Origin of the sequence: Streptomyces sp. NBC_00554 (assembly GCF_041431135.1) — a bacterium.
Classification (GTDB): Bacteria; Actinomycetota; Actinomycetes; order Streptomycetales; family Streptomycetaceae; genus Streptomyces.
In genome coordinates, this window is record NZ_CP107799.1 from 6,608,420 (window position 1) to 6,632,352 (window position 23,933).

Below are 23,933 nucleotides of genomic sequence, written 5' to 3' on the forward strand. Positions count from 1 at the left end.
GGCGGTCAACTCCGGTACTCGGCGGCCACGGACTTCGCCGCGATGCCCTCGAAGCGCCGGTCGAAGAGCGAGTCGACCTTGAACGCCTTCACGAAGCCGCCCTCGGCCAGCAGATCGGCGGTCTCCTGCTCCCACTTCACCGCCTCGTCCCAACTCGGCGGGTACAGCGGCTTGTTGGCGAGCTCGGTGATCGCCTGGGCCTGTGCGAGGTTCAGGTTCTGCGTCTTGACGAAGAACTCCTCGTTCCACTTGTCGGGGTGCTCGTACGCCCACACGGTGCCCTGCGCCCAGCGCGGGATGTACGCGGCGACCGCGGCGGCCTTCGCGGGGTCGGCGAGCACGGAGGTGGGCGCCCACAGCAGGTTGAGGAGGTCCACGACGTCGGTGGCGATGATGTGCGCGCCCTTGGACTCGTACTGCTTGATATAGGCGGGCACCTGCTCGTTGGCGAGCGGGGCGATGTCCACCTGGCCGGACTGGAGCGCGGTGAGGAACTGGTTGCTGGTCAGCGGCACCAGCTCCACATCGTCGTACGCCAGCCCCGCTTCCTTCAGGGCACGCAGGAGTACGACGCCCTGTGCCTGCCCCTGCGAGAAGGCCAGCTTCCTGCCCTTGAAGCCCTGGGCGTCCTTGATGTCGCTGCCGGGTTTGGTGGCGAAGGCGTAGTTGGGCTTGCGGGTGACGTTGATCGCGACGATCTTCGCGTCGAAGCCCTGGTAGTGCGCCTGGATCGGCGGGATACCCGCATTGTTGGCGAGGTCCAGGGACTTGGCGCGGAAGGCGTTGATGACATCGGGACCGGCGCCGATGTTCGGCCAGTCGGCGACGGTGAAGGGCAGGTCGTCGAGGCCCGCCAGCTTGAACTGGACCTGCTGCCGGCCCTGGTACGAGGCGATCTTCAGGCTCGTACCGGAGGGAACCTCGGCGGCCAGCGGGGCGGACGTCGACCCCTTGGCCGAGGTGCTCGCGGCACTGCTGCCCGCGCAGCCACTGAGGCCGGCGACAGCGGCGGCGCCGAGCAGGGAGGACAGGAACAGCCGCCGGTCGATACCGGACGCGGAGGAGGACAGTGGTGGCATGGGAGGACTCCGTGACTTCAAGTGGCAGGAGAGCGCGCGGAATTCCGGGCAGGGCGAAGCCGGGCAGGGCGAAGCCGGCAAGGAGGAATGCGCGCATGAAGAGGCACATGAGGCACACGCCGGAGGCGCGGCGAAAAGAGGGATCCGAGTGATCGTCAGTGCGTCAACGCGTCAGCAACAAAGCGTGCGCGCGACCCGCATGAGGTCGACGACACGGCACTTGGTGAGCGGAACCTGCACCCGCGAGCTGCTCATGAGGAGGATGCTCCTGGTCGTCCGTAAGGCCTGTCAACATTCGGAGTTTCTGAATTAAATCGGTCCCGGTGAGGGCCCGGTGACGACTCTGGCGACGGCTTCGGTGACGCGCCCAGCGGATCCCGGTAGAACACGTCGAGGGCCACCGAACCGCCCGCCACGGCCAGCACGGACTCCGGGAAACTCGTCGGCACGACGGCCGCCGCCCGGTCCGGCCCGACCTCCTCGCGCAGCGCCCGCAGGCAGTCCTCCCGGTGGATGATCCCGACCTCGGTGACGACGACGGTGTCCGGATTGAGGACGTCGAGCAGCAGCCCCACCGCCCGCCCGATCATCCGGGCCCGCTCCACCAGCAGCCGTACGGCGACCTGGTCACCGTCCGCCGCCGCGGCCACCACGTGCATCGGGTTCACACCGGCGATGACCCCCGCCTCGCGGGCCCGGCGGGACAGCGTCCGCTCGCTCAACTCGGCCTGAAGGCACCCCGTCCGGCCGCAGTCGCACCGCTCCGTGCCGCCCGCGAGCGGCAGATGGGCGATCGCACCGGCCTGGGAGCGGGGACCGTAGTGCACCTGGTCGTGGGTGGCGAAGGCCGCGTCCACCACATTGCCGACGAACAGATGCAGCACGCTCCGGCTGCCGCGCGCCCGCCCGAACAGCCGCTCCCCGTTGACCAACGCCCGCGAGTGGCCGTCCACATGGACCGGCAGCCCGGTACGCGCGCCGATCGCGTCCCGTACGGCGACCTCACGCCAGCCCAGCATGGGGTGCTCCACGATGGTCCCGGAGTCCCGGTCCACCCAGCCCCCGCCGGCCACGCCCACGCTCAGCGGCGTACGGTCGGGGGCTTCGGCCAGCAGTGCGCCGAGCCCGTCGGCGGCGTTCGCCAGTACCCGGCCCGGCTCGGTGCCACCGCTGTGGCTCAGCTCCCGCTCCGCCACCACCCGGCCGCGCAGATCGAGCAGCGCGACCGTCGTGTACGGCACCGCCACGTGGACTCCGCCGACCACGAACCGGGCGTCGTCCAGGTCGACGGGTACGTGCGGGCGCCCCACGCCCTTCGACTGCCGGGGCGCGGGCGCCTCCTGGATCAGACCGAGCGCCGTGAACTGGGCGCAGTAGTCGGTCACCGACGCCGGGGACAGTCCGGTCAGCCGGGCGACGGTGCTTCGGGCGACCGGTCCGTGGTCCAGCACGGACCGCAGGATGACACTGGCGCTGGTCCTGCGGCGCGCGCTGTCGGCGGCTCGGGTCCGCGGTGGTGCCGCGGTACGGGGCATGGAGAGCATGGGGAACTTCCTCGGGGCTGGTCCGACACTGCGCCGTCTTCGTATCGGCGAGCCGGATCCGCTCCGTCCCGCCCTACACCGTGCGGCGACAGGTGGCCGTGCCCTGGCGACGCAGGTCGACATAGCGACGCGACGCGAAGTTCTCAGCCTGGGCAACCATGGGGTGAAGGGTAGGGCTTGTCCGGCGGATCCTGCTAGGGGCGGTTTTCTTCGGGGGAGAGTCTTCAGCCCGTCCGGCGTTTGAGGACGAGCGCGTCAGCGCGACAGGGGGGTCTGGGGGCGCAGCCCCCAGGTACGGGACGGGTAGGGGCGGAGGGGGCGAAAAAACGCTTTGGCGGGACCCAACAGTCCCGCCGCCCCCCACCCCGTGGGCAAACCGTCCCCACCTCAGTGACCAGCATCACGCCCCCACGGGTGTACACCGCACGCTTTGTCAGAAGCCAACCAACCCCCGGTTCCCCCCTTTGTCGACCGCTGACGGTGATCGCCCGCACACCCCTGGGATAGCGTCACCGTGTCCCGAACCTGCCGCCACCCCGCCGGAGTCCCCATGAGCACCGCTGCCGCCCCCACCCGCACGGGCATCCGCCCCGGCGAGGTCCTCGCCGACCTGCTCCCCGCCTCCCGCGTCAGGGACACCGCCCTGGTCCTCGGCGGCGCCGCCCTCACCGGCCTCGCCGCCCAGATCTCCCTCCCCGTCCCGGGCTCCCCGGTCCCGGTGACCGGCCAGACCTTCGCGGCACTCCTGGTAGGCACCGCGCTCGGCACCCGCCGCGGCTTCCTGTCGCTCGCGGTGTACGCGCTCGTCGGCATGGCGGGCGTGCCGTGGTTCGCCGGCGGCGGCTCCGGCACCGCCGCCCCGTCCTTCGGCTACATCCTCGGCATGCTCCTGGCCGCCACCGTCGTGGGCGCCCTCGCCCGCCGCGGCGCCGACCGCTCCGTGCTGCGCACGGCGGGCACGATGCTGCTCGGCGAGGCGATCATCTACGCGATCGGCGTCCCGTACCTGGCCCTCGCCACCGGCATGTCGGCGAGCGCCGCGATCGCGGCCGGCCTGACCCCGTTCCTGATCGGCGACGCCCTGAAGGCGGCCCTGGCGATGGGCGTGCTGCCCACGGCCTGGAAGTTCCTCAACCGCTGAGGTTCAGCCGACGATGTTGTAGTTCCTGTTGAAGAGGTTCGCCGGGTCGTACTCCGACTTCAACCCGGCGAGCCTCTTCCGCGTTCCGGCGTCCCCGTACAGCCCCTCCGTACGATCCCCCGCCCCGAACGCGAAGTTGAGCGCCCGCCCGACCGCCCACGGCGCGAGCCGCTCGAACGCCGGATCCAGCACCTCGCGGGCCGTGCCCCGGTCGCCCATCGCCAACAGCCGCACCAGGAACCGCCCTTCGCGGTGCGGAACGGAGTTCGGCGCCGGAGCGGCCAGCGCTCCGCCCAAGTGGTTGATCTGCACGACGCACATCACGGGCGCCTCCGGCCCGGCCAGGGCGAGAAGCCCGGCCGCCGCATCGACGTCCAGCTCGCGCAGCACCGAGCTGTCGCCGTAGTACGTATGCGGGAAGGCGGGGTCGCTGTGGATGGTGTGGCTGTCCGTGTACGGCATCTCGCGCAGCGAATCCGCGAGCACCGGGCCGATCTCCCGCAGCGGGGCGACGAGTTGATCCCCGTCGGCACCCGTGTAGGCCACGCGTACGGAGACGACGTACCGCCCCCGCAGCCGGTCCGGTATCGCGGGGACGTCCGGGTACGGAACGGCCGCGAACGACGAGGTCAGCCCGTCCGGCACGGTCCGCGTCCACCGCTCGTACGCCCGCAGCACCGCCCCCGGACCGACTTCGCGCCCGTCGAAGGAGACCGAGCCGCCGTACAGCCGCGCCACCGGCACGAGGCCGATCTCCATCCCCGTCACGACGCCGAAGTTGTGGCCGCCGCCGAGCAGCGCCCAGTACAGGTCCGCCTCCGCCTCCGGTGTGACATGGCGGAGCCGGCCGTCGGCGGTCACGACATCCAGTGCGCGCACATGGTCGGCCGCGTACCCGAACTCCCTTGCCAGGATGCCGAGTCCACCGCTCAGCGTGTACGAGACGGCGCCCACACCCGGCGCCGAACCGTTCAACGGGGCGAGCCCGTAAGGCCCGGCAGCCGCGACCACCTGCCCCCAGCGGACGCCCGCCTCGACGTGGACGGTGCGCGCCTCAGGGTCGACGGTCACCTTGTCCATGCGCTTCGTCGTGATCAGTACGCCGCCCTCTGCCTCGCCGGGCAGCCCGTGCCCGGTGGCCTGGATGCCGACCGGCAGGCCCTCGGCGGCGGCGTACCGCACCGCGGCGGCCACGTCGGCGGCCGAGGAGACGGCGTGAATCACGGCGGGCCGCTGCGTGAAACCGGTCTGGAAACCGGCGAGTTCCTCGTCGTACCCGGCGTCGCCGGGACGGAGGACGAGCTGATTCGCCTTGCTGTCCACGATGTTCATGCCGGCCATCGTGGGTCCATAACCTGACATGTGCCGTCAGGTTTTCTCATCGATCAGGGGGTGGGAGCCGGGCCCGGCTCCCACCCCCTGATCTTCAACTCAGTGCTGCTGCGGCTGCCTACGGACCCACCACAGGCCCGCCGCCCCCGCCGAGACCAGCGCCGCGCCCGCCGCGCCGAGCGGCAGGACATCGCTCACGGGGCCGGTGCTCGGCAACTCGTCACCACCCGGTGCCACCGGAGTGTTGTCGGTGCCGAGCAGCAACGGGGTGGCCGGGGCGTTCGGCGACGGGTTCGTCGTACCGAACGGCACCGGGCCCTGCTGCCAGTACGTCTTCGCTCCGTCGCTCGTCTGCACCGGCAGACAGATCTTTCCGGTCTTGCTCAGATCGAAGGTGGCGTCGACGTCGTACGACTGCGACTTACCGGCCGCGAGATTGCCGACGGCACAACTGAAACCACTGTTCGATCCCTCGGGAAGATCCCCTTCGGCTATGGCGTCACAGCCCTTTACGTCTTTGACCGTCATGCCGTCGAAACCGACCACCAAAAGCCTGATGTCGCCGCTTTCCTTGGTCCCTTCGTTCTTTACCGTGGCGGTAAGTGCCGTCTTTTGTGAACTGTTGTCGACGGAGATCTTCTCCGGCAGCAGCGTGGTCAGCTTTACACCCGCCGGTGCCTCGTCAACCGCCTTTCCCCCCTCACTGCTCCCCGGGCCCTGGTCGTCCGCCACGGCGGTGTAGGAAAGGATCATCACGGCCGAGAAAGATGCCGTGAGCAGCGATCCAGCGATGATCGTCGTGCGACGAGAACTCATGTTCGTCCCCCTTGGCTGCGCCTGAATTCGCAGTACTTGAAGAGGTACCACAAGATTTCTCCGCACTATGCTGGTACGGCATGAAGTGTGACCATTGTGTTTCCGAGTGGTGCAGTTGTGACGGGTGATTGCGATGGGTGTTGAGGGGGTGCGGGGATTGTCGGGGAATGTGCGGGGCGGTGTTCCGGGATTATTGGTGACGGGGCGTTATCGGCTGGTCGAGAGCATTGGGCAGGGGGGAATGGGGCGGGTGTGGCGAGCCGCCGACGACATGCTCGACCGGCAGGTCGCGGTCAAGGAAATGCGGATAGACGGACTCGATCCGGAGGACACGCGTACCCGCAGGGAACGCACCTTGCGCGAGGCCAGGGCCACGGCCAGGATCGACCACCCCAATGTCGTACGCATCTATGACGTCGTGGACGAGGGCGAGCGGCTCTGGATCGTCATGGAACTGGTCGCCGGCCGCTCGCTGGAGCAGATCGTGGTGGAGGACGGGCCGCTCAGCACCCGCGAGGCGGCCCGTATCGGACTCGAACTGGTTGTGGCGCTGCGCCAGGTGCACGCCGGGGGAGTGCTGCACCGGGACATCAAGCCGGGCAACGTGCTGGTCGAGCGGAGCGGTCACCACCGGGTCGTCCTCACCGACTTCGGCATCGCCGCGATCCAGGACACGAAGGCGCTCACCATGGCCGGGATGCTGGTCGGCTCCCCCGACTACATGGCGCCCGAACGCGTCTCCGGCCACCCGCAGGGCCCGCCGTCCGACGTGTGGTCCCTGGGCGCGACCCTCTGCGCGGCACTCGGCGGCCGTTCCCCCTTCTCCCGCTCCACCACCCTGGCCACCCTGCACGCAGTCCTGTACGAGGAGCCCGAACTCCCCGCCTCCGTGGGCGACTTGCGGGACATCCTGGCCGCCATCCTGGAGAAGGAGCCGTCCACGCGCCCCGGTCTGGAGGAACTCGAGGCGGAACTCGGACAGTTGGTGTTCCCGGGGCCGGAACCGGGACCGGGACCGGAGGCGGGACGGAACGGTCCTGGGCCGGACGCGGGACCCGTCGCCGAGCCGGCGCTCGAAGAGCCGGAAGCCGCGCCGCCACCCGTTCCACCGGTCCACGTCGAGTCGCCCACGCCCGTACTCCTGGACGCGGAGTTCATGGGGGAGGTGCGGAAGCCGGAGCCCCCGCATGATTCCGCGGCGGAGCCCGAGCCGGAACCCGCGGACGCGCCGGAACTCGACCCCGTGCAGGACGCGATACCGGCGCAGCGCACCCCGGCGCGGAAGAGTTCACTCGACTTCAAGAAGCCCCGGCCCGAGCCGCCACCGGTCCCAAGCGCCGAAGCGGCAGCGGAAACCCCGGCGGAGGCCCCCGCCGTCCCGGACACCCGGAACACGTCCAACGCGTCGAGTGCCTCCAACGCCTCCACCGAAGTCCCCTCCGAACTGCGCGCGGAGGTCGGCTCGACAACCCCCTCGGTCTCCCGCTCGGCGGAGGCGGTGACGGAGGCCCAGTTCTCGACGGTGCCCGCCCACACGGCGATGCCGCCCGGCGAACTCCCCGGCCCCGCAGTACCCGCCGGGCCCCCCGGCCCGCGCCGGAGCAGGCGCGGTCTGTGGCTGGCCGCCGCGAGCGGTGTGGTCGCGGCGGGAGTGGCCGTCTGGCTGGTCGTCGCGGTGATCGGCGGACCGCCCGACGACAACAACGCGGGCTCCCCGACGTCGTCCGCGACCACCGGCCCGACGGGCAGCGCATCGCCCACCGTCGAAGGCACCTCACGCCCGCCCAGCCTGCCCCCGGGAGCACACCGCGAGGCCGGCGGGTACGCGTGGGTGACGCCCAAGGGCTGGCGGCGGGACCTGAAGACGGGCTCGGAGGTGCACTACACCTCGCCCGACGGCAAGCAGGAGATCGCGGCCAAGTCCTCCCTCGCCAAGGGGAACCTCATGGACACCTGGGAGACCTCGGAGCAGAACGCCCGCCAGGGGCAGGGCTACCGGAAGATCCGCCTGGAGGAGACGACCTTCCGGGGCCGGCCCGCGATCGTCTGGGAGTACCTCTTCACGCTCCAAGGAGTGGGCTGGCACGCCCAGTTGCTCGGCTTCGACGCCGACGGGAAGTCGTACCAGATCAACACCTGGTACCAGCCGGACATCGAGGCCCAGGCGCTCCAGGTCTATGAGCAGGTCAAGAAGACCTTCACCGTGCTGTGAGCGGGGATGTGAGCCGAGGCGCGAAAAGGGAGAAAAGGGAGGGGCCCCGAGGCGAAGACGAACGCCACGGGGCCCCTCCCTACTGCCTTTGGACCGGCCTCAGCCGACCTTCACCGGAGCTTCGTCGCGGGGATCGTCAGCCACCTGGTGGACGTACGGCGCGCCCGCTCCCCTCTTCTGCCGGATCACGGCGATCGCGAGCACCACCGCCGCGACGAGCAGGGACAGCAGGACCGTCTCCCGGCCGTCGTGCTCCGTGTCGGTCAGCATGTAGCCGAGCACGAACACGATCAGCGCGGCCGTCGCCCAGGTCAGATACGGGTACAGCCACATCTTCACGACCAGCTTCTCCGGCGACTCGCGCTGGATGATCTTCCGCATCCGCAGCTGCGAGAAGCAGATGACGAGCCAGACGAACAGGGCGACCGCACCGGACGAGTTGACCAGGAAGAGGAAGATCGTCTTCGGGTACGCGTAGTTGAAGAAGACGGCCACGAAACCGAAGACGACCGACGCCAGGATCGCGGCCATCGGCACACCACGCGAGGTGGTCTTCGCGAACACCTTCGGCGCGTCCCGCCGCTGTCCGAGCGAGAACGCCATCCGGGAGGCCGTGTAGAGCCCGGAGTTGAGGCAGGACAGTACGGAGGTCAGCACGATGAAGTTCATGATCTGACCGGCGTGCGCGATACCGAGGGAGTCGAGGGCGGCGACGTACGAGCCCTGCTCCTTGATCGACGGGTCGTTCCACGGCAGCAGCGCCACGACCACGAAGATCGAGCCGAGGTAGAAGACGCCGACGCGCCAGATGATGCTGTTGGTGGACTTGGTGACGGCGCGCTGCGGGTCCTCGGACTCGCCGGCGGCGAGGGTCGCGATCTCACTGCCCATGAAGGAGAAGACGACCAGGAGCACACCGGTCAGGATGGCGCCGGGCCCGTTGGGCAGGAAGCCGCCGTGGCCGGTGAGATTCCCGAGTCCGGCCTGCTCGGCGTCGACACCCGGCAGCACACCGAAGACGGCGAGCCCGCCGATCACGACGAACGCGCTGATCGCCACGACCTTGATCCCGGCGAACCAGAACTCGAACTCGCCGTACGACCCGACGGAGACGAGGTTGGTCGCGGTGAGGACGACCATCACGATGAGCGCCCACCCCCACTGGGGAACGGCGGGGATCCACCCTTCGAGGATATTGGCCCCGGCGGTGGCCTCGACGGCGAGCACGACCACCCAGAAGAACCAGTACAGCCAGCCGATCGAGAACCCGGCCCAGCGCCCGAGCGCCCGGTCGGCGTGCGCGGAGAACGAACCGGACGTCGGATTCGCGGCGGACATCTCACCGAGCATCCGCATGACAAGGACGACGAGCGTCCCGACCAAGGCATAAGAGAGGAGGATGCCGGGCCCGGCGGTGGCGATACCGGAGCTGGAGCCCACGAAGAGCCCGGCTCCGATGACACCGCCGATGGCGATCATCGACAGATGACGGTTCTTGAGTCCGGCCTGGAGGCCGCCACCGGGTTCTCCGGGGCCTCCGGGGCCGCTTGCGGCCTTCGTGGGGGTCGGCTGCGAGGTCATGTAGGGGGATTCCTTTTCGCCGGACGAGCAGATAACCCGTACGAGTGGTGTCAGTGGGGCGTACGAGCCGGTCCAGTGAATCGGAGGTAAAGGAATTCTTGAACCTTTGAATCCAGATCGTTACTTGAGGTTTCCTTGAGGTTCTATGGTGTTGCTCGCAGATTTCGCTGGTGGCACCCGGCGAGGCCGATCCGAAACAGCCGTGTCACACTCGGAGCATGCGCGTGTATCTCGGCTCCGATCATGCCGGTCTCGAACTCAAGAACCACCTCGTCGAGTGGCTCAAGGCCGCCGGGCACGAGCCCGTCGACTGCGGGCCCCTCATCTACGACGCCCAGGACGACTACCCGCCCTTCTGCCTCCGCGCCGCGGAGCGGACAGCGGCGGACCCCGACTCCCTCGGCATCGTGATCGGCGGCTCCGGCAACGGCGAGCAGATCGCCGCGAACAAGGTGGCCGGCGTGCGTGCCGCCCTCGCCTGGAGCGAGGAGACCGCCTCCCTGGGTCGCCAGCACAACAACGCCAACGTCGTCGCCGTAGGCGCCCGCATGCACTCCGAGGAAGAGGCGACCAAGTTCGTCGAGACCTTCCTCAACACCCCGTTCTCCGGCGACGAACGCCACATCCGCCGCATCAACATGCTCACGGCCTACGAGACGACGGGCGACCTGCCGCCGATCCCGGCGCATCACCCGCAGGGCGACTAGGTTTTCAGCAGTCCCGATCCCCCGCCCACCCGCGGGGGCGGGGGAGATCTTTCAGCCCGTCCGGCGTTTGAGGACGAGCGCGTCAGCGCGACTGCGCGACAGGGGGGTCTGGGGGCGCAGCCCCCAGGTACGGGACGGGTAGGGGCGGAGGGGGCGAAAACCCCTGTGCCCCGCCCGAGCACACACGGGAGGACCCGTGCCCGAAGGGCACACGATTCACCGCCTGGCCGAGGACTACGAGGCCAGGTTCGCCGGCGGGGCCACCCGCGTAACCAGCCCGCAGGGCAAGTTCGCAGACGCCGCAGCCCTCCTCGACGGCACCGAATTCGACACCGCCGACGCCCACGGCAAACACCTCTTCCTGCACTTCGGCGCCGAGGACTGGATCCACATCCACCTCGGCCTCTTCGGCAAGGTCAACTTCGGCGACGCCCCCGCACCCCCGCCCACGGACACCGTCCGCCTCCGCCTCGCCAACCCCACCGCGTACGTCGACCTCCGCGGCCCCACCACCTGCGCCCTGATCACGGACGACGAGAAGCAGGCGATACACGACCGCCTGGGCCCGGACCCCCTCCGCCAGGACGCCGACCCGTCAGCCGCGTACCACCGCATCTCCCGCAGCCGTACGACGATCGCCGCCCTCCTCATGGACCAGAAGATCATCGCGGGCGTGGGCAACGTCTACCGCGCCGAAGTCCTCTTCCGGCACGGCATCGACCCGTACCGCACCGGCAGGGACATCACCCCCGCCGAGTGGGAAGCGATCTGGACCGACCTCGTGGACCTGATGCGCGAGGGCGTCCGCAACAACCGCATCGACACCGTCCGCCCGGAACACACCCCCGAGGCCATGGCCCGCCCGCCGCGCGTCGACGACCACGGCGGCGAGGTGTACGTGTACCGCAGGGCACACCTGCCCTGCCACATCTGTGGCGGCGAGATCCGCACCGCCGATCTCGCCGCCCGCAACCTCTTCTGGTGCCCGACCTGCCAGAAAGCCTGACCCGGCCGGTCTAGAACCCGTGCGGCAGCCACGGAGCCACCGCCGAGGAGAACCCCACCGAGGCCTCCGTCAGCGCACCCTGGCGCAGCTCCCGCACCCGGCCCGCCGCCCCCAGCGAGGCCAGGGGCATCCCACCCAGATACGCCGCCCCCAACTCCCGTACGGACAGCGCGAGATCGGCCGCGTCCTCCGTACGCACGCAGGACGCGCCCTTCGCGTCACCCGTGAGCCGCCAACGCCCCTCGTTCCAGGGGCAGAACGCGTCCTCGACCTCGAACACCAGGTCCACCGGCGCCTGATACGTCCGCGCCTCCAGCGCGGCGCCGACATCGACGAGCCGCACATGCAGCGCGTCCCTCAGCCGCAGATTGCAGCGGCGGATGTCGGACACCATGTGCTGCCAGGCCTCGTCGACGGGCCGGCCGCGGGTGCGGAGCCTGGACGTCAGGTCGATCTCGAAGAGGAACCGCCACAGCGCGCCCTGCACCGCCGGGTCCAGACCCTCCAGCTCCTCGAGCACGACCGCGCTCCTGGGCCCGGACGGTTCCCACTCCGGCTTGACCCGGTACCGGGCGTAGCCCACGACCTCGTCGTCCCGCTCGGCGACCACGCACTGCAACGGCGAAGCGCCGTCCCGCTCGCCCTCCGGGTCGAGCAGCCCCACCTGCTCCCAGCCGGCCCGCCGCGCCAGCATGCCCGGACGCCCCGGTACCAGCCGCGCGTACACCGCCTCGCACGCGTCGAGGACATCGGCCGGTGCCGCGTACCGCAGGCGTACGTCGTCGGTGCCGGGCGGTACGGACAGTTGTACGCGGCTGGTCTCGATCTCGGCGTTGAGCTGATACGTCGCGATGCCGTAGCCGAACCGGCCGTAGATCGCCGGCTCCGACGCCGTCAGCACCGCGAGCGGTTCGCCCCACGAGCGGATGTCGTCCAGCTGGCGCCGCATCATGGACCTCAGCACCCCGCGCCGCCGGTGCGTGGCCGCGACGCTCACCATCGTGATGCCCGCGGCCGGTACGGAGGCGCCGCCCGGCACCGTGACGCGGAAGCTGAACGCGCCCGCCGTGCCCACCACCTGGTCGCCGTCCCAGACTCCGATGGAACGGTCGTACTCTGTAAGCACGTTGTAAAGTCCGCGCTCGTCGGACGACTCCGGCACTCCGCCGAAGGCGCGGACCAGGTTGTCGTACCACGCGTTCCACTCGGTCTGCTGAAGTACCCGCACGTCAGTCGTCATAGGCCATGACTACCAGGGCAATGCGGTACGAGCCAGGGAATTTCTCCCCACCGTCGCGGAGGCCCTGTGCGAGGTCTTCCAAGACGTCTTCGCCGGCGCCTTCCGTGACGTCTACTGGACGTCTGCTGGACGTCTTCTGTGGATTTCTCTGTGAAGTTGAGCGCTCGGACGGGGGACAAGTGGGACCTCCCGTGCCAAGCACCTGGTCCGATGGATAGGGTCCCGAACTAATGGCAGCAGGACGAGAGCGGCGCGCGGAGGCCGATACGTTCACGGCCCGGTTGAAGAAGCAGGCGCACCGGGCCCGCACCGGCCTGCGCAGATCCGCCGTCGACTACTTCCGCGGCGACGGGTCCGACTGGATCGCGCTGGCCGGTCTGCTGCTGACGATCCCGCTCATCGCGGCCACCACGCTGGCGAACTCGGTGTGGTGCTCACCGGCCGCCCTGGTCCTCCCGATCGTGGCGGGCGGCCTGCTGCTGCGTCCCGCCAGCCTGCTGGGCCTGTACGCCGCGGCCGCCACCGCGCTGATAGTGGAGTCCGTGGAGCTCGGCCCGTACACGGAGGGTCCGTCCCGGGTTACGCCGGGTGTGGTTCTCGTCGTCGCGGCCTGTGGCTTCTTCGGACTGCTGATCGCGCAGTTCAGGAGCCGGGTCGGGGTGCCGTGGCGACGCGGCGGAACCATGCTCTTCGACCTGCGCGAACGCATCCGGGTGCAGAGCAAGCTGCCGCAGCTGCCGTTGGGCTGGCACCGGGAGATGGCGCTGCGGCCGGCCGGCGGGCAGTCGTTCTCGGGCGACTTCGTGGTGGCGGCGCGGACGAACGGTGGCCGGACGCTGGAGGTCGTCCTTACGGACGTCTCGGGCAAGGGCATGGACGCGGGGTCGCGTGCGCTGCTGTTGTCGGGGGCGTTCGGTGGCCTCCTGGGGTCGCTTCCCCCGCACGCGTTCCTCACCGCCGCGAACGGCTATCTCCTTCGCCAGGACTGGGACGAGGGGTTCGCCACGTCGATCCACCTGGTCCTCGACCTCGACTCGGGCGACTACGAGCTCTTCTCCGCCGGGCACCCGCCTGGGCTCCAGCTCAGCGCGGGCAGCGGGCGCTGGGAGGAGAAGGCTGCGGAAGGCCCGCTCCTCGGGGTGTACGACGGTGCCCAGTTCGACCCCGTCAAGGGTTCCCTGCGCCCCGGTGACGTCCTCATGCTCTTCACCGACGGTCTCGTCGAGACCTCCGAACGCGACATCGTGGAAGGCATCGACCGCCTCACCGGCGAAGCCGACCGCTACGTCGCCGGCGGCTTCCACGGCGCCGCCTGGCACCTCATCGAGGCGGTGGCCAAGGACGTGAACGACGACAGGGCGCTGCTGCTGATCTGCCGGGAGGGCGGGGCGGCTGCGGCTGCGGCGGTGGTCTGAGCGGGGCCTTGTGCCGGGTGGGTGGGTGGGTCGGGGGCGTGCCGGTACGTCCGCCCGTCGCCGCCGGATCAGACGTCGGCCGAGCACTGAAACGTCCGGTGACGCGAACGTACGCGACGGGCTTTGGACGTACCGGCACGCCCCCTCCCGCCGGTGGGTGGCTGCGGGGCGTCCGCTTTGGTGGGTGGTTTTTCGCCCCCTCCGCCCCTACCCGTACCTTGTCCCTGGGGCTCCGCCCCAGACCCCGCTCCTCAAACGCTGGAGGGGCTGAATCTCTACCCAGCCGCCGCTGAAATCTTCCGCCCGGGCCGCAGATCACTCAGCCCGTCTGGCGTGAGAGGACAAGCTGGTGCCGTCCAGATCCCCTGCCCACCCGAGAGGGCTCCACTCTTCCCTGGGGGCTGCGCTCTTCAGCCCCGGCCGGGGAGATCTTTCAGCCTGTCCGGCGTTCGAGGACAAGGCAGCACCATCCCGATCCCCCGCCCACCCGTGGGGGCTGCGCTTTTCAGCCCCGGGCCGGGGAGATCTTTCAGTCCGTCCGGCGTTTGAGGACGAGGTGGTGCCATCCCGATCCCCCGCCCACCCGTGGGGGCTGCGCTTTTCAGCCCCGGGCCGGGGAGATCTTTCAGTCCGTCCGGCGTTTGAGGACGAGGTGGTGCCATCCCGATCCCCCACCCACCCGTGGGGGCTTACCTTTTCAGCCCCGGCCGGGGAGATCTTTCAGCCTGTCCGGCGTTTGAGGACGAGGCCGTTCAGGCCGATGCGGGGGTCTGGGGGCGGAGCCCCCAGGAGCAAGGGACGGGTAGGGGCGGAGGGGGCGAGAAAAGCTGGGTGGGGCGGGGCGACCGTCCGGGGTCCGCGGTGCGGCGCGTGGGGTGACACTGGTCGGGTGACGCGAACTCTTCTGACCTTGGCCGAAGTCGAGGCCCTCGCCCGTGAGGCGCACGCCGCCCAGACCGACAAGGCGGGGCGGCCGTACACCGAGCACCTCCACGCGGTGGCGGAGGGCGTCCGCGACCGCGGCGGCGACGACGAACAGATAGCGGCGGCCTGGCTGCACGACGCGGTCGAGGACGAGGCGCTGTCGGAGGAGTGGCTGACCGACGCCGCCCTGACGAACCGCACGAAGGCCATCGTGCTGGCGCTCACCAAGCGCGAGGGCGAGCCCCCGGAGTCGTACGCGAAACGTATCCGCACGACCCCGGGCGCCCTCCTGGTGAAGGCCTCGGACCTGGCGCACAACGCCGACCCGGCGAGGCTCGCGGTCCTCGACGAACACACCAGAGCCCGGCTGACGAAGAAGTACGCCTCGATGCGCGCCCTGCTGGGCCTCGCTCCCTGAACGCGGCCAGGAGAGCTACGACTTGGCGGTCCCGGCCCGTTCACGGGCGAGCTCCGTCGCGTCCCGTTTGAAGGCCCACTCCATCCTGGGCTCCATCGCGAAGCGGAAGACCCGCTGGACGGGCGGCGTGCACAGCAGAGTGACGCCCGCGGCCGCGACGAGGGTCACAAAGACCTCACCGAGCGGCTTGTGCAGCCACGCGTGGTTGAACCAGCCCCAGTACTCGCCCCCCTTGACCAGGAAGCCGTGCAGCAGATAGCCGTACAGCGTGCCCGCACCGAGCACCGTGACCCAGAGCTTGCGACGCGGCACCCAGGAAAGGAAGCACGCGGTGAGCAGCAGCGAGCAGCCGAAGAGAGCGAGCGTCATGACGGGCCCCGTCCACCACGGCGCACCCAGTTGCTGCGCGCTGTCGCGGTGGTAGAACCAGCCCGTGTTCATCCGCGGCACCGCCCAGTAGCCCACCACCAGCGCGGTGGCGAAGACCGGCACCGACAGGATCCGGATCTCACGCCGGCGCACCAGCTGGAAGTGCTCGGGCTTCATGAACAGGCCCAGGACGAAGAACGGCAGGAACTGCAGTACGCGCTGGAGGTCCAGATCGTCACCGATGTCCGGTGAGACGCTCGCGAGCATGGCGATGACGAGGGCGAGCGGAAGCGGCCACCGGACCAGCTTCCACAGCGGAGTCGTCAGCCGCCAGACGAAGAGCGCGGCCAGGAACCAGGTGAGGTACAGGGGGTCGAGCACGCTGATCGACTGTCCCGGATTGTCGTCGGCCCAGCGGCTGAAGAGGGAGTACGCCACCTCGAAGACGACGTACGGCACGGCGACGCCGGTCACCAGTCGCTTGAGGCGGTCCGCACGCATGTCGAAACTGCGCGAGAAGTAGCCGGAGATGAGGATGAAGGCCGGCATGTGGAAGGCGTACACGACGGTATAAGCCGCTTCGAGGACGCGGCTCTGGCCCTTCAGCGGCTCCCACGCGTGACCCATGGCCACGAGCACGATCGCCAGGTACTTGGCGTTGTCGAAGAACGCGTCGCGCTGTTTCGCGGGCTTGGTGCCCGGGGCGGCCGCACCGGTGGCCGCCTTCGGCGTCAGGGAGGTGGCGGCCTTCAGCGTCGGGGACGAGCGGGGACTCGGCACTCCCCGCGCCGACTGCTGCGCCGGGGGGAGTGCGGCTCCGCGATGGCCTTGCGGACGTAGCGAGTTCGTCACAGTCCCTCCGAGGAGAAACTCGGGGAGATGATGTGTGACCTCGCTGCGCATACGGGGGACGTGGCGGCGTGGAACATCTGAGGCACCCTAGCGTTGTCTATGTGTTCCCGTAAAACCGTCGACGTCATTCCTGCTTATTGCCTGCGAGTACCCAGGAATGAGGAGGGCTTGCGGTCTGGTTCGCAAGTGACTCCTTATATCGATTTGCTTACCACATGCGGTCGTTCTGTCCTTATTCATCCCGACTAAATGGTGCATAAGTCCCGCGGGTGACTCTGGCGGCATGTCCGGTTCGTGGGGTTTTTGTGGCCCGCTCAGGGAGTCTGCGATGTGCCTGTGGCAACAATTCGAATTACCTGCGAACAGGATGTGTGGGTATGGAAACGGTCGCTCTGAATTTCCTATGAGGACACACCTTCGAATTACGGTGCACAGCACCGCTGTTCGCTTGGCCGGAGGGGTAACGGCGGTGCGGGGGCCGGGAGTCCGTGGCCGACGATGTGTCACCCGCGGCATGACGAAGCCGGGTTGGTGGCACGATGGTTCTGGCGGGGGTGTGGGGCTGCATCCCCGGGCCGGGAGAGCGGACCGACCGTAGGGTGTGATCAGTTGTGGCCATTTCGCTGTCAGTGGTGCTGCTGTTGGGGATCGTCCTGGTGGTGTTGATACGGGGTGGATCGATCAAGGGAGGGCCGGCGGCGGTAGCCGTGCTCTTCGGCTTCTTCCTCGCGTCCACAGGCATGGCGGACGACATACAACGGTTCCTCAACTCGGTGGCGGAGACCATCAACTCGATCCAGTTCTGAGCGGACGGCCGCGCCCGGCGAGAGCGCCCCGCGACGAGAGCCGGGCCGCGGGGACTCCACCATGCCTGCATGCCATAGGGCCCGGATGTCATGCGGGGGCGACGCCCGTGAACGCACTTGGGGCCCGGTTCCGTGGAACCGGGCCCCAAGCGACTACGAAGAGCGGGCGACGGGAATCGAACCCGCGTAGCTAGTTTGGAAGACTAGGGCTCTACCATTGAGCTACGCCCGCACAGGACGCACCGCAGGTCAGTGACCGCGGCACAGAAAGCATCGTAGCGGGTCGCACCCCTTCGTCGCACACCCCGTTACGTGCCCCGTGCACGCTCCTGAAATGCGGCAGCCGTGCCCCCTGGGGGCATGTACCCTACGTGTCGCACCGACGGGGTGTGGCGCAGCTTGGTAGCGCGTCCGCTTTGGGAGCGGAAGGCCGTGGGTTCAAATCCCGCCACCCCGACCACCGTGCCGGACCATCGGGCCGGACGATGTCAAGATCGCCTTTTGGGCCGTGTACCGCCTGCGGTTACTATGCAAGCTGCGCGCCCGTATGTCTGCACTGTTACGTCTCTCAAGGGCCGCGAATCCGCCTCAGTGCTCCGGTCGACTCAGCAGAAGTCGGCAGACGCACGCAGCAGAACCCCCAAGAAGTCAGCCACAAGGAGACCGAACCGTGAAGAGCGCCGTGGAGACCCTGAACCCGACTCGGGTTCGGCTCAGCATTGAGGTGCCCTTCGAGGAGCTCAAGGACAGCCTCGACGCGGCGTACAAGAAGATCAACCAGCAGGTCACGGTGAAGGGGTTCCGGAAGGGCAAGATCCCGGCGCGCGTCATCGACCAGCGGTTCGGTCGCGGCGCCGTGCTGGAGGAAGCCGTCAACGACGCGCTCCCGAAGTTCTACACCGAAGCGGTCAACGAGGCTGAGCTGAACGTCCTCGGCCAGCCCGAGGTCGACATCACCGAGCTGAAGGACGGCGAGACGCTGAACTTCACCGCCGAGGTCGATGTCCGCCCGACCATTGAGATCCCGGACTACTCCGGCATCGAGGTCGAGGTCGACGCCGTCGAGGTCAGCGACGAGGACGTCGAGAAGGCCGTCACCGAGCTGCGCGAGCGCTTCGCCTCGACCTCCCCGGTCGAGCGCGCCGCCCAGGACGGCGACGTCGTCACCCTCGATCTGGAGGCCAAGGTCGACGGAGAGGTGCTGGAGGACGGCATCGCCTCCGACGTCTCGTACACGATCGGTTCCGGCGAGCTGCTCGACGGCATCGACGAGGCCGTGAAGGGCCTGGAGGCCGGTGGCGAGACCACCTTCACCTCCGAGCTCAAGGGCGGCTCGGCAACCGGCAAGGAGGCCGAGGTCGCCGTCAAGGTCACCCAGGTCGCCGCGCGCGAACTGCCCGAGCTGGACGACGACTTCGCGCAGCTCGCGTCCGAGTTCGACACCCTCGACGAGCTCAAGGCCGACAGCCGCAAGCGCCTCGAGAACATGAAGCAGTACGACCAGGCCACGCAGGCCCAGGAGCGCGTCCTGGAGAAGCTGCTCGAGCTGGTCGAGGTCCCGGTCCCCGAGAAGCTGCTCGCGGACGAGATCAACACCCGTAAGCACAACCTCGAGCACCACCAGCTCGGCCAGATGGGCCTCGACCTCGAGAAGTACCTCGAGATCCAGGGCAAGACGGCCGAGGAGTTCGACGCCGAGACCGAGGAAGCCGCGGTCAAGGGCATCAAGACGCAGTTCGTCCTGGACGAGCTCGTCAACAAGGAGAAGCTGAACGTCAACCAGGAGGAGCTCACCGAGCACCTCATGCGGCGCGCCGCCTCCTCCGGCATGTCCCCCGACCAGTTCGCCCAGGCCGTCGTCGAAGGCGGCCAGGTCCCGATGCTGGTCGGCGAGGTCGCTCGCGGCAAGGCCCTCGCGGTCGTCGTCGAGGCCGCCGTCGTCAAGGACACCAACGGCGAGGTCGTGGACCTCGACGACGAGGACGAGACCGAGACGGCGACCGAGGTCGCCGCCGAGGCCACGGACGGCGACGCCGCCGAGGACAAGACCGAGGCCTGACCGCCCCACTAGTACGCCACGACGGCCCCCGGGGACTTCTTGCCCCCGGGGGCCGTCGTCTCCTCAGGGGCGCGGGGAACTGCGCGAGCAACCCACGACAGGCCGCACCCGCCGATGGGCCGCCCGTGGCAGACGCGTCTGCGGCCTTCAGGGGGCTGAGCGCGCAGTTCCCCGCGCCCCTGCCGGGGTCCACTGAGCCCCCGTTCAAGCCAGTGCAACGCATGCGCTCACAGCGAACAGTTCCTTCTCCGGGATTCCCCGGAGGGACCCGCGCGTTAGGGTCCATGAAGACGAGGGCAGGGGAGTCCCCGAAGCCGCCCAGAGGCGGTGTGCAGCCGCTCCCGTGGCGGTGCAGCACCGGGGTCCCACGCCCCAGCCGAAGACGTGAGACGGCCCGGCGCCGTCGTAAGACGAGCAGGTGGATACGTGACGAATCTGATGCCCACAGCTGCCGGCGACCCTATCGGTGGTGGCCTCGGCGACCAGGTCTACAACCGGCTGCTCGGCGAGCGGATCATCTTCCTCGGCCAGGCGGTCGACGACGACATCGCCAACAAGATCACCGCGCAGTTGCTGCTCCTTGCCTCCGACCCGGAGAAGGACATCTTCCTCTACATCAACAGCCCCGGCGGCTCGATCACTGCCGGTATGGCGATCTACGACACCATGCAGTACATCAAGAACGATGTGGTGACGATCGCCATGGGCATGGCGGCCTCGATGGGCCAGTTCCTGCTCAGCGCCGGCACCCCCGGCAAGCGCTTCGCGCTGCCGAACGCCGAGATCCTGATCCACCAGCCCTCGGCCGGCCTCGCCGGCTCCGCGTCGGACATCAAGATCCACGCCGAGCGGCTGCTGCACACCAAGAAGCGGATGGCGGAGCTGACCTCCTTCCACACCGGCCAGACCGTGGAGCAGATCACCCGCGACTCGGACCGCGACCGCTGGTTCGACCCGGTCGAGGCCAAGGCGTACGGCCTCATCGACGACATCATGCCCACCGCTGCCGCTATGCCGGGCGGCGGCGGCACCGGGGCGGCGTAAGCCCCTCAGCGCTCCCCAGGGCGGCGCGGGCCTCTCCATCGCCCCCACGGGGCGGCGCAGGGCCTTCAGCGCCCCCAGTCGACCGCCTCAGCCCTTTCCAGGCTCTTCAGGAGACACAGTGAACGACTACCCCGGCAGCGGCCTCTTCGCCCGCACGCAGGCCGAGTACACCGGTCCTCGCGCGGAGTCCCGCTACGTCATCCCGCGCTTCGTCGAGCGCACCTCGCAGGGCGTGCGTGAGTACGACCCGTACGCGAAGCTGTTCGAGGAGCGCGTGATCTTCCTCGGCGTGCAGATCGACGACGCCTCCGCCAACGACGTCATGGCGCAGCTGCTGTGCCTGGAGTCGATGGACCCCGACCGCGATATTTCGGTCTACATCAACAGCCCCGGTGGCTCATTCACGGCGCTCACGGCGATTTACGACACGATGCAGTTCGTGAAGCCGGACATCCAGACGGTCTGCATGGGCCAGGCAGCTTCGGCCGCCGCGATCCTGCTGGCCGCCGGTACGCCGGGCAAGCGCATGGCGCTTCCGAACGCCCGTGTGCTGATCCACCAGCCCTACAGCGAGACCGGCCGCGGCCAGGTCTCGGACCTCGAAATCGCTGCGAACGAGATCCTCCGGATGCGTGCGCAGCTGGAAGACATGCTGGCCAAGCACTCGACCACGCCGATCGAGAAGATCCGCGAGGACATCGAGCGCGACAAGATCCTCACCGCTGAGGACGCGCTGGCGTACGGCTTGATCGACCAGATCATCTCCACCCGGAAGATGAACAACAACGCGGTCGTCTGACGTATCCCTGTAGCATCTGCCGCTCCTTGACGCGGTTCACGACAAAGTGAACCGCGCCAAGGGGGGCCCGAACGGGGGGCTAGGCAAGGTACCGTCGGACATAAGGCAGCACCAGGAGCCGCTGGACCTAGGCGTCTCCCAGGCGAAGGGGAAGCACACCGTGGCACGCATCGGTGACGGCGGCGATCTGCTCAAGTGCTCGTTCTGTGGCAAGAGCCAGAAGCAGGTCAAGAAGCTCATCGCAGGCCCTGGTGTGTACATCTGCGACGAGTGCATCGATCTCTGCAACGAGATCATCGAGGAAGAACTCGCGGAGACGAGCGAGGTGCGCTGGGAGGAACTTCCCAAGCCTCGCGAGATCTACGAGTTCCTCGAGGGGTACGTCGTAGGCCAGGAGCCGGCCAAGAAGGCGCTCTCGGTCGCGGTGTACAACCACTACAAGCGCGTCCAGGCCGGTGAGAACAGCACGGGTCAGAACCGCGAGGACGCCATCGAGTTGGCGAAGTCCAACATCCTGCTCCTCGGCCCGACGGGTTCCGGCAAGACCCTTCTCGCGCAGACCCTGGCCCGCATGCTGAACGTTCCGTTCGCCATCGCGGACGCGACGGCGCTGACGGAGGCCGGGTACGTCGGCGAGGACGTCGAGAACATTCTGCTGAAGCTCATCCAGGCAGCGGACTACGACGTCAAGAAGGCCGAGACCGGCATCATCTACATCGACGAGATCGACAAGGTCGCGCGGAAGAGCGAGAACCCCTCGATCACCCGCGACGTGTCCGGCGAGGGCGTCCAGCAGGCCCTGCTGAAGATCCTCGAAGGCACCACGGCCTCGGTCCCGCCGCAGGGCGGACGCAAGCACCCGCATCAGGAGTTCATCCAGATCGACACGACGAACGTCCTGTTCATCGTGGGCGGCGCCTTCGCGGGCCTGGAGAAGCTCATCGAGTCGCGGGCCGGCGCCAAGGGCATCGGCTTCGGCGCGACGATCCGCTCGAAGCGGGAGATCGAGGCCAAGGACCAGTTCGAGGACGTCATGCCCGAGGACCTGGTCAAGTTCGGCATGATCCCCGAGTTCATCGGCCGCCTCCCCGTCATCACCTCGGTCCACAACCTGGACCGCGAAGCCCTTCTCCAGATCCTCGTCGAGCCCCGCAACGCACTGGTGAAGCAGTACCAGCGCCTCTTCGAACTCGACGGCGTGGAGCTGGACTTCGAGAGCGAGGCCCTCGAAGCCATCGCCGACCAGGCCATCCTCCGCAAGACCGGCGCCCGCGGTCTGCGCGCCATCATGGAGGAAGTCCTCATGTCCGTGATGTACGAGGTCCCGTCCCGCAAGGACGTGGCCCGCGTCGTCATCACCGCGGACGTCGTCCACTCGAACGTGAACCCGACACTGATCCCGCGGGACTCGCGGGGCCGCGGCCCGGGCGAGCAGAAGACGGCGTAGGCAGATCTCTTACGACGAAGGGGCCCCGGTCAACCGACCGGGGCCCCTTCGTCGTTGACGCGCGGGGTCAGATCTTGACCCGAACTTCCTTACGGAACTTGGCGGTTGTCTCGGCGGCGGCGTCGAGGTCGGCGCCCTTGCCCGCCATGATGCTGGCCATGTCCATCGAGATGGTGACGCCGAGGGTGCTGTTGTCGCCCCAGATGCACACCGGCATGCTGAACTCCGAGGGGCCGGACTCATCGGTGGAACCGGCCTCGGTGTTCGTGAACTTGGTCTCCTGGCACTTGAGGATCGCGCCGTCGAGACCCGCGGGCGTGAAGGTCTTCGGGCTGCCGACGACCTCGCCCTCGCTGTCGTCCTCGCCCGCGCTCTTCTTCATGTCGGCGAACATGGCGTCGACGGCCTTCTCCGGGTCCTCGACGGTGCCGTAGACGCCCATGAACTGGAGCATCTTCTGCGCCAGCGGGTTGCTGTCGTCGCCCGCCGTGTACGCGGCATCCACGTCCTTGGCGTCCGTGACGCCGGCGTCCTCGGCGGTCTTGAGGTCCTTCTCGTCGAAGCCGCCGCTGCTGTCCGAGCTGCTGCCCTTCGTGTACTCGTCGCTGAGCACCTTCGCGGGCGTGGTCAGCTTGTGCGGGCCGTCGTCCGCCACGTCCGAGCTGCTGCCGGTGCTGCCGAGGACCAGGTACGCCCCCACGGCGATCGCGGCGACGACCGCCACCGCGCCGATGATGAGGGCCGTCTTCTTCTTGCCGCCGCCGGGCGGGGGCGGCTGCGGAACGCCGTAGGGCTGCTGGCCGTAGGGAGCCTGGCCGTACGGCGGCGTCTGCGGCGGGCCGCCCGGGGCACCCTGCTGGGGGTAGCCGTAGCCGGGCTGAGCGGGGGGAGCCTGCTGCGGGTACCCATAGCCGGGCTGGGGGGCGGCCTGCGGCTGCTGGGGCTGCTGGCCGTAGGGGCCCGGCTGACCGTACGGTCCGGGCTGCTGGGGCTGCCCGCCGTACGGGCCCGGCTGGTTGTAGCTCATTACTGGGTTCCCCTCCAGAAGCTTATGTGTTCCTGACATCCTGGCGTACAGGTCAGGGACGCACGTCCTCGGGGGCCGCACCGTTACGAAGTAAACGCGTTTCGGGACACCCCCG

Annotated in this window: 19 protein-coding genes and 2 tRNA genes; 12 read left to right on the plus strand and 9 right to left on the minus strand. The window is 68.8% G+C overall.

Going from position 1 to position 23,933, the window contains the following annotated elements; all coding sequences use genetic code 11:
* Window positions 1-5: 5 nt before the first annotated feature.
* Entirely contained in the window at window positions 6-1,079 is a 1,074-nt protein-coding gene (locus OG266_RS29165) for an ABC transporter substrate-binding protein (protein ID WP_371549172.1), read from the minus strand.
* Window positions 1,080-1,330: 251 nt separating this feature from the next.
* Window positions 1,331-2,614, minus strand: coding sequence for an ROK family protein (locus tag OG266_RS29170; RefSeq protein WP_371553004.1), 1,284 nt, complete (start codon window positions 2,612-2,614; stop codon window positions 1,331-1,333).
* A 559-nt stretch (window positions 2,615-3,173) separates the two neighbouring features.
* On the opposite strand from OG266_RS29170, the gene OG266_RS29175 reads away from it, so the two are divergent.
* A complete protein-coding gene (locus OG266_RS29175; protein ID WP_266462240.1) occupies window positions 3,174-3,764 on the plus strand; it encodes a biotin transporter BioY in 591 nt (196 codons plus the stop codon).
* Between the two features lie 3 nt (window positions 3,765-3,767).
* Here the strand turns inward: OG266_RS29175 and OG266_RS29180 are convergent, their stop codons facing one another.
* Both OG266_RS29180 and OG266_RS29185 read right to left on the minus strand, forming a co-directional pair.
* Window positions 3,768-5,096, minus strand: coding sequence for an FAD-binding oxidoreductase (locus tag OG266_RS29180; protein WP_371549174.1), 1,329 nt, complete (start codon window positions 5,094-5,096; stop codon window positions 3,768-3,770).
* 99 nt (window positions 5,097-5,195) lie between these two features.
* Window positions 5,196-5,912, minus strand: coding sequence for an LPXTG cell wall anchor domain-containing protein (locus OG266_RS29185; RefSeq protein ID WP_329547594.1), 717 nt, complete (start codon window positions 5,910-5,912; stop codon window positions 5,196-5,198).
* Between the two features lie 196 nt (window positions 5,913-6,108).
* Here OG266_RS29185 and OG266_RS29190 point away from each other — a divergent pair, with 196 nt between their 5' ends.
* Window positions 6,109-8,124 carry a serine/threonine-protein kinase gene (locus OG266_RS29190; RefSeq protein WP_371549176.1) on the plus strand — a complete coding sequence of 672 codons (2,016 nt, stop codon included), beginning with the start codon at window positions 6,109-6,111 and terminating at the stop codon, window positions 8,122-8,124.
* Window positions 8,125-8,223: 99 nt separating this feature from the next.
* On the opposite strand, the gene OG266_RS29195 is transcribed toward OG266_RS29190, so the two are convergent.
* Complete coding sequence (locus OG266_RS29195; protein ID WP_371549177.1) at window positions 8,224-9,705, minus strand: amino acid permease; 1,482 nt, start codon at window positions 9,703-9,705, stop codon at window positions 8,224-8,226.
* Between the two features lie 218 nt (window positions 9,706-9,923).
* Here OG266_RS29195 and OG266_RS29200 point away from each other — a divergent pair, with 218 nt between their 5' ends.
* Together OG266_RS29200 and OG266_RS29205 are read left to right on the plus strand one after the other, a co-directional pair.
* Complete coding sequence (locus tag OG266_RS29200) at window positions 9,924-10,412, plus strand: ribose-5-phosphate isomerase (protein WP_326723108.1); 489 nt, start codon at window positions 9,924-9,926, stop codon at window positions 10,410-10,412.
* 196 nt (window positions 10,413-10,608) lie between these two features.
* Window positions 10,609-11,418 carry an Fpg/Nei family DNA glycosylase gene (locus OG266_RS29205; protein ID WP_266462251.1) on the plus strand — a complete coding sequence of 270 codons (810 nt, stop codon included), beginning with the start codon at window positions 10,609-10,611 and terminating at the stop codon, window positions 11,416-11,418.
* Window positions 11,419-11,428: 10 nt separating this feature from the next.
* Here OG266_RS29205 and OG266_RS29210 read toward each other — a convergent pair whose 3' ends face one another.
* Window positions 11,429-12,658, minus strand: coding sequence for a GNAT family N-acetyltransferase (locus OG266_RS29210; protein ID WP_371549179.1), 1,230 nt, complete (start codon window positions 12,656-12,658; stop codon window positions 11,429-11,431).
* A gap of 230 nt (window positions 12,659-12,888) precedes the next feature.
* On the opposite strand from OG266_RS29210, the gene OG266_RS29215 reads away from it, so the two are divergent.
* Window positions 12,889-14,073 carry a PP2C family protein-serine/threonine phosphatase gene (locus OG266_RS29215; protein WP_266462257.1) on the plus strand — a complete coding sequence of 395 codons (1,185 nt, stop codon included), beginning with the start codon at window positions 12,889-12,891 and terminating at the stop codon, window positions 14,071-14,073.
* Window positions 14,074-14,962: 889 nt separating this feature from the next.
* Window positions 14,963-15,415 carry an HD domain-containing protein gene (locus OG266_RS29220; protein ID WP_266462260.1) on the plus strand — a complete coding sequence of 151 codons (453 nt, stop codon included), beginning with the start codon at window positions 14,963-14,965 and terminating at the stop codon, window positions 15,413-15,415.
* Between the two features lie 15 nt (window positions 15,416-15,430).
* Here OG266_RS29220 and OG266_RS29225 read toward each other — a convergent pair whose 3' ends face one another.
* On the minus strand, window positions 15,431-16,636 hold the full coding sequence (locus OG266_RS29225; RefSeq protein ID WP_371549181.1) for an acyltransferase family protein: 1,206 nt from the start codon (window positions 16,634-16,636) through the stop codon (window positions 15,431-15,433).
* Between the two features lie 611 nt (window positions 16,637-17,247).
* On the opposite strand from OG266_RS29225, the gene OG266_RS29230 reads away from it, so the two are divergent.
* On the plus strand, window positions 17,248-17,442 hold the full coding sequence (locus OG266_RS29230) for a hypothetical protein (protein ID WP_266462266.1): 195 nt from the start codon (window positions 17,248-17,250) through the stop codon (window positions 17,440-17,442).
* A gap of 161 nt (window positions 17,443-17,603) precedes the next feature.
* On the opposite strand, the gene OG266_RS29235 is transcribed toward OG266_RS29230, so the two are convergent.
* Window positions 17,604-17,674: transfer RNA gene (locus OG266_RS29235), tRNA-Gly, on the minus strand.
* 151 nt (window positions 17,675-17,825) lie between these two features.
* Here OG266_RS29235 and OG266_RS29240 point away from each other — a divergent pair.
* The 5 genes from OG266_RS29240 to clpX all read left to right on the plus strand — a co-directional run bounded on the left by OG266_RS29240 (window position 17,826) and on the right by clpX (window position 22,791).
* A tRNA-Pro gene (locus OG266_RS29240) sits at window positions 17,826-17,902 on the plus strand.
* 210 nt (window positions 17,903-18,112) lie between these two features.
* Entirely contained in the window at window positions 18,113-19,501 is a 1,389-nt protein-coding gene (tig, locus tag OG266_RS29245; RefSeq protein ID WP_371549183.1) for a trigger factor, read from the plus strand.
* Between the two features lie 438 nt (window positions 19,502-19,939).
* Window positions 19,940-20,545: an ATP-dependent Clp protease proteolytic subunit gene (locus OG266_RS29250; RefSeq protein WP_266464267.1), complete on the plus strand. Its 606-nt coding sequence runs from the start codon at window positions 19,940-19,942 to the stop codon at window positions 20,543-20,545.
* A gap of 118 nt (window positions 20,546-20,663) precedes the next feature.
* Window positions 20,664-21,344 carry an ATP-dependent Clp protease proteolytic subunit gene (locus tag OG266_RS29255; RefSeq protein WP_371549185.1) on the plus strand — a complete coding sequence of 227 codons (681 nt, stop codon included), beginning with the start codon at window positions 20,664-20,666 and terminating at the stop codon, window positions 21,342-21,344.
* A 160-nt stretch (window positions 21,345-21,504) separates the two neighbouring features.
* The gene (clpX, locus tag OG266_RS29260; RefSeq protein ID WP_266462273.1) at window positions 21,505-22,791 is read left to right on the plus strand and encodes an ATP-dependent Clp protease ATP-binding subunit ClpX; all 1,287 of its coding nucleotides are present in this window, start codon (window positions 21,505-21,507) and stop codon (window positions 22,789-22,791) included.
* Between the two features lie 67 nt (window positions 22,792-22,858).
* On the opposite strand, the gene OG266_RS29265 is transcribed toward clpX, so the two are convergent.
* Window positions 22,859-23,818, minus strand: a complete 960-nt coding sequence (locus OG266_RS29265) for a hypothetical protein (RefSeq protein ID WP_371549187.1) — start codon at window positions 23,816-23,818, stop codon at window positions 22,859-22,861.
* Between the last annotated feature and the right edge of the window lie 115 nt (window positions 23,819-23,933).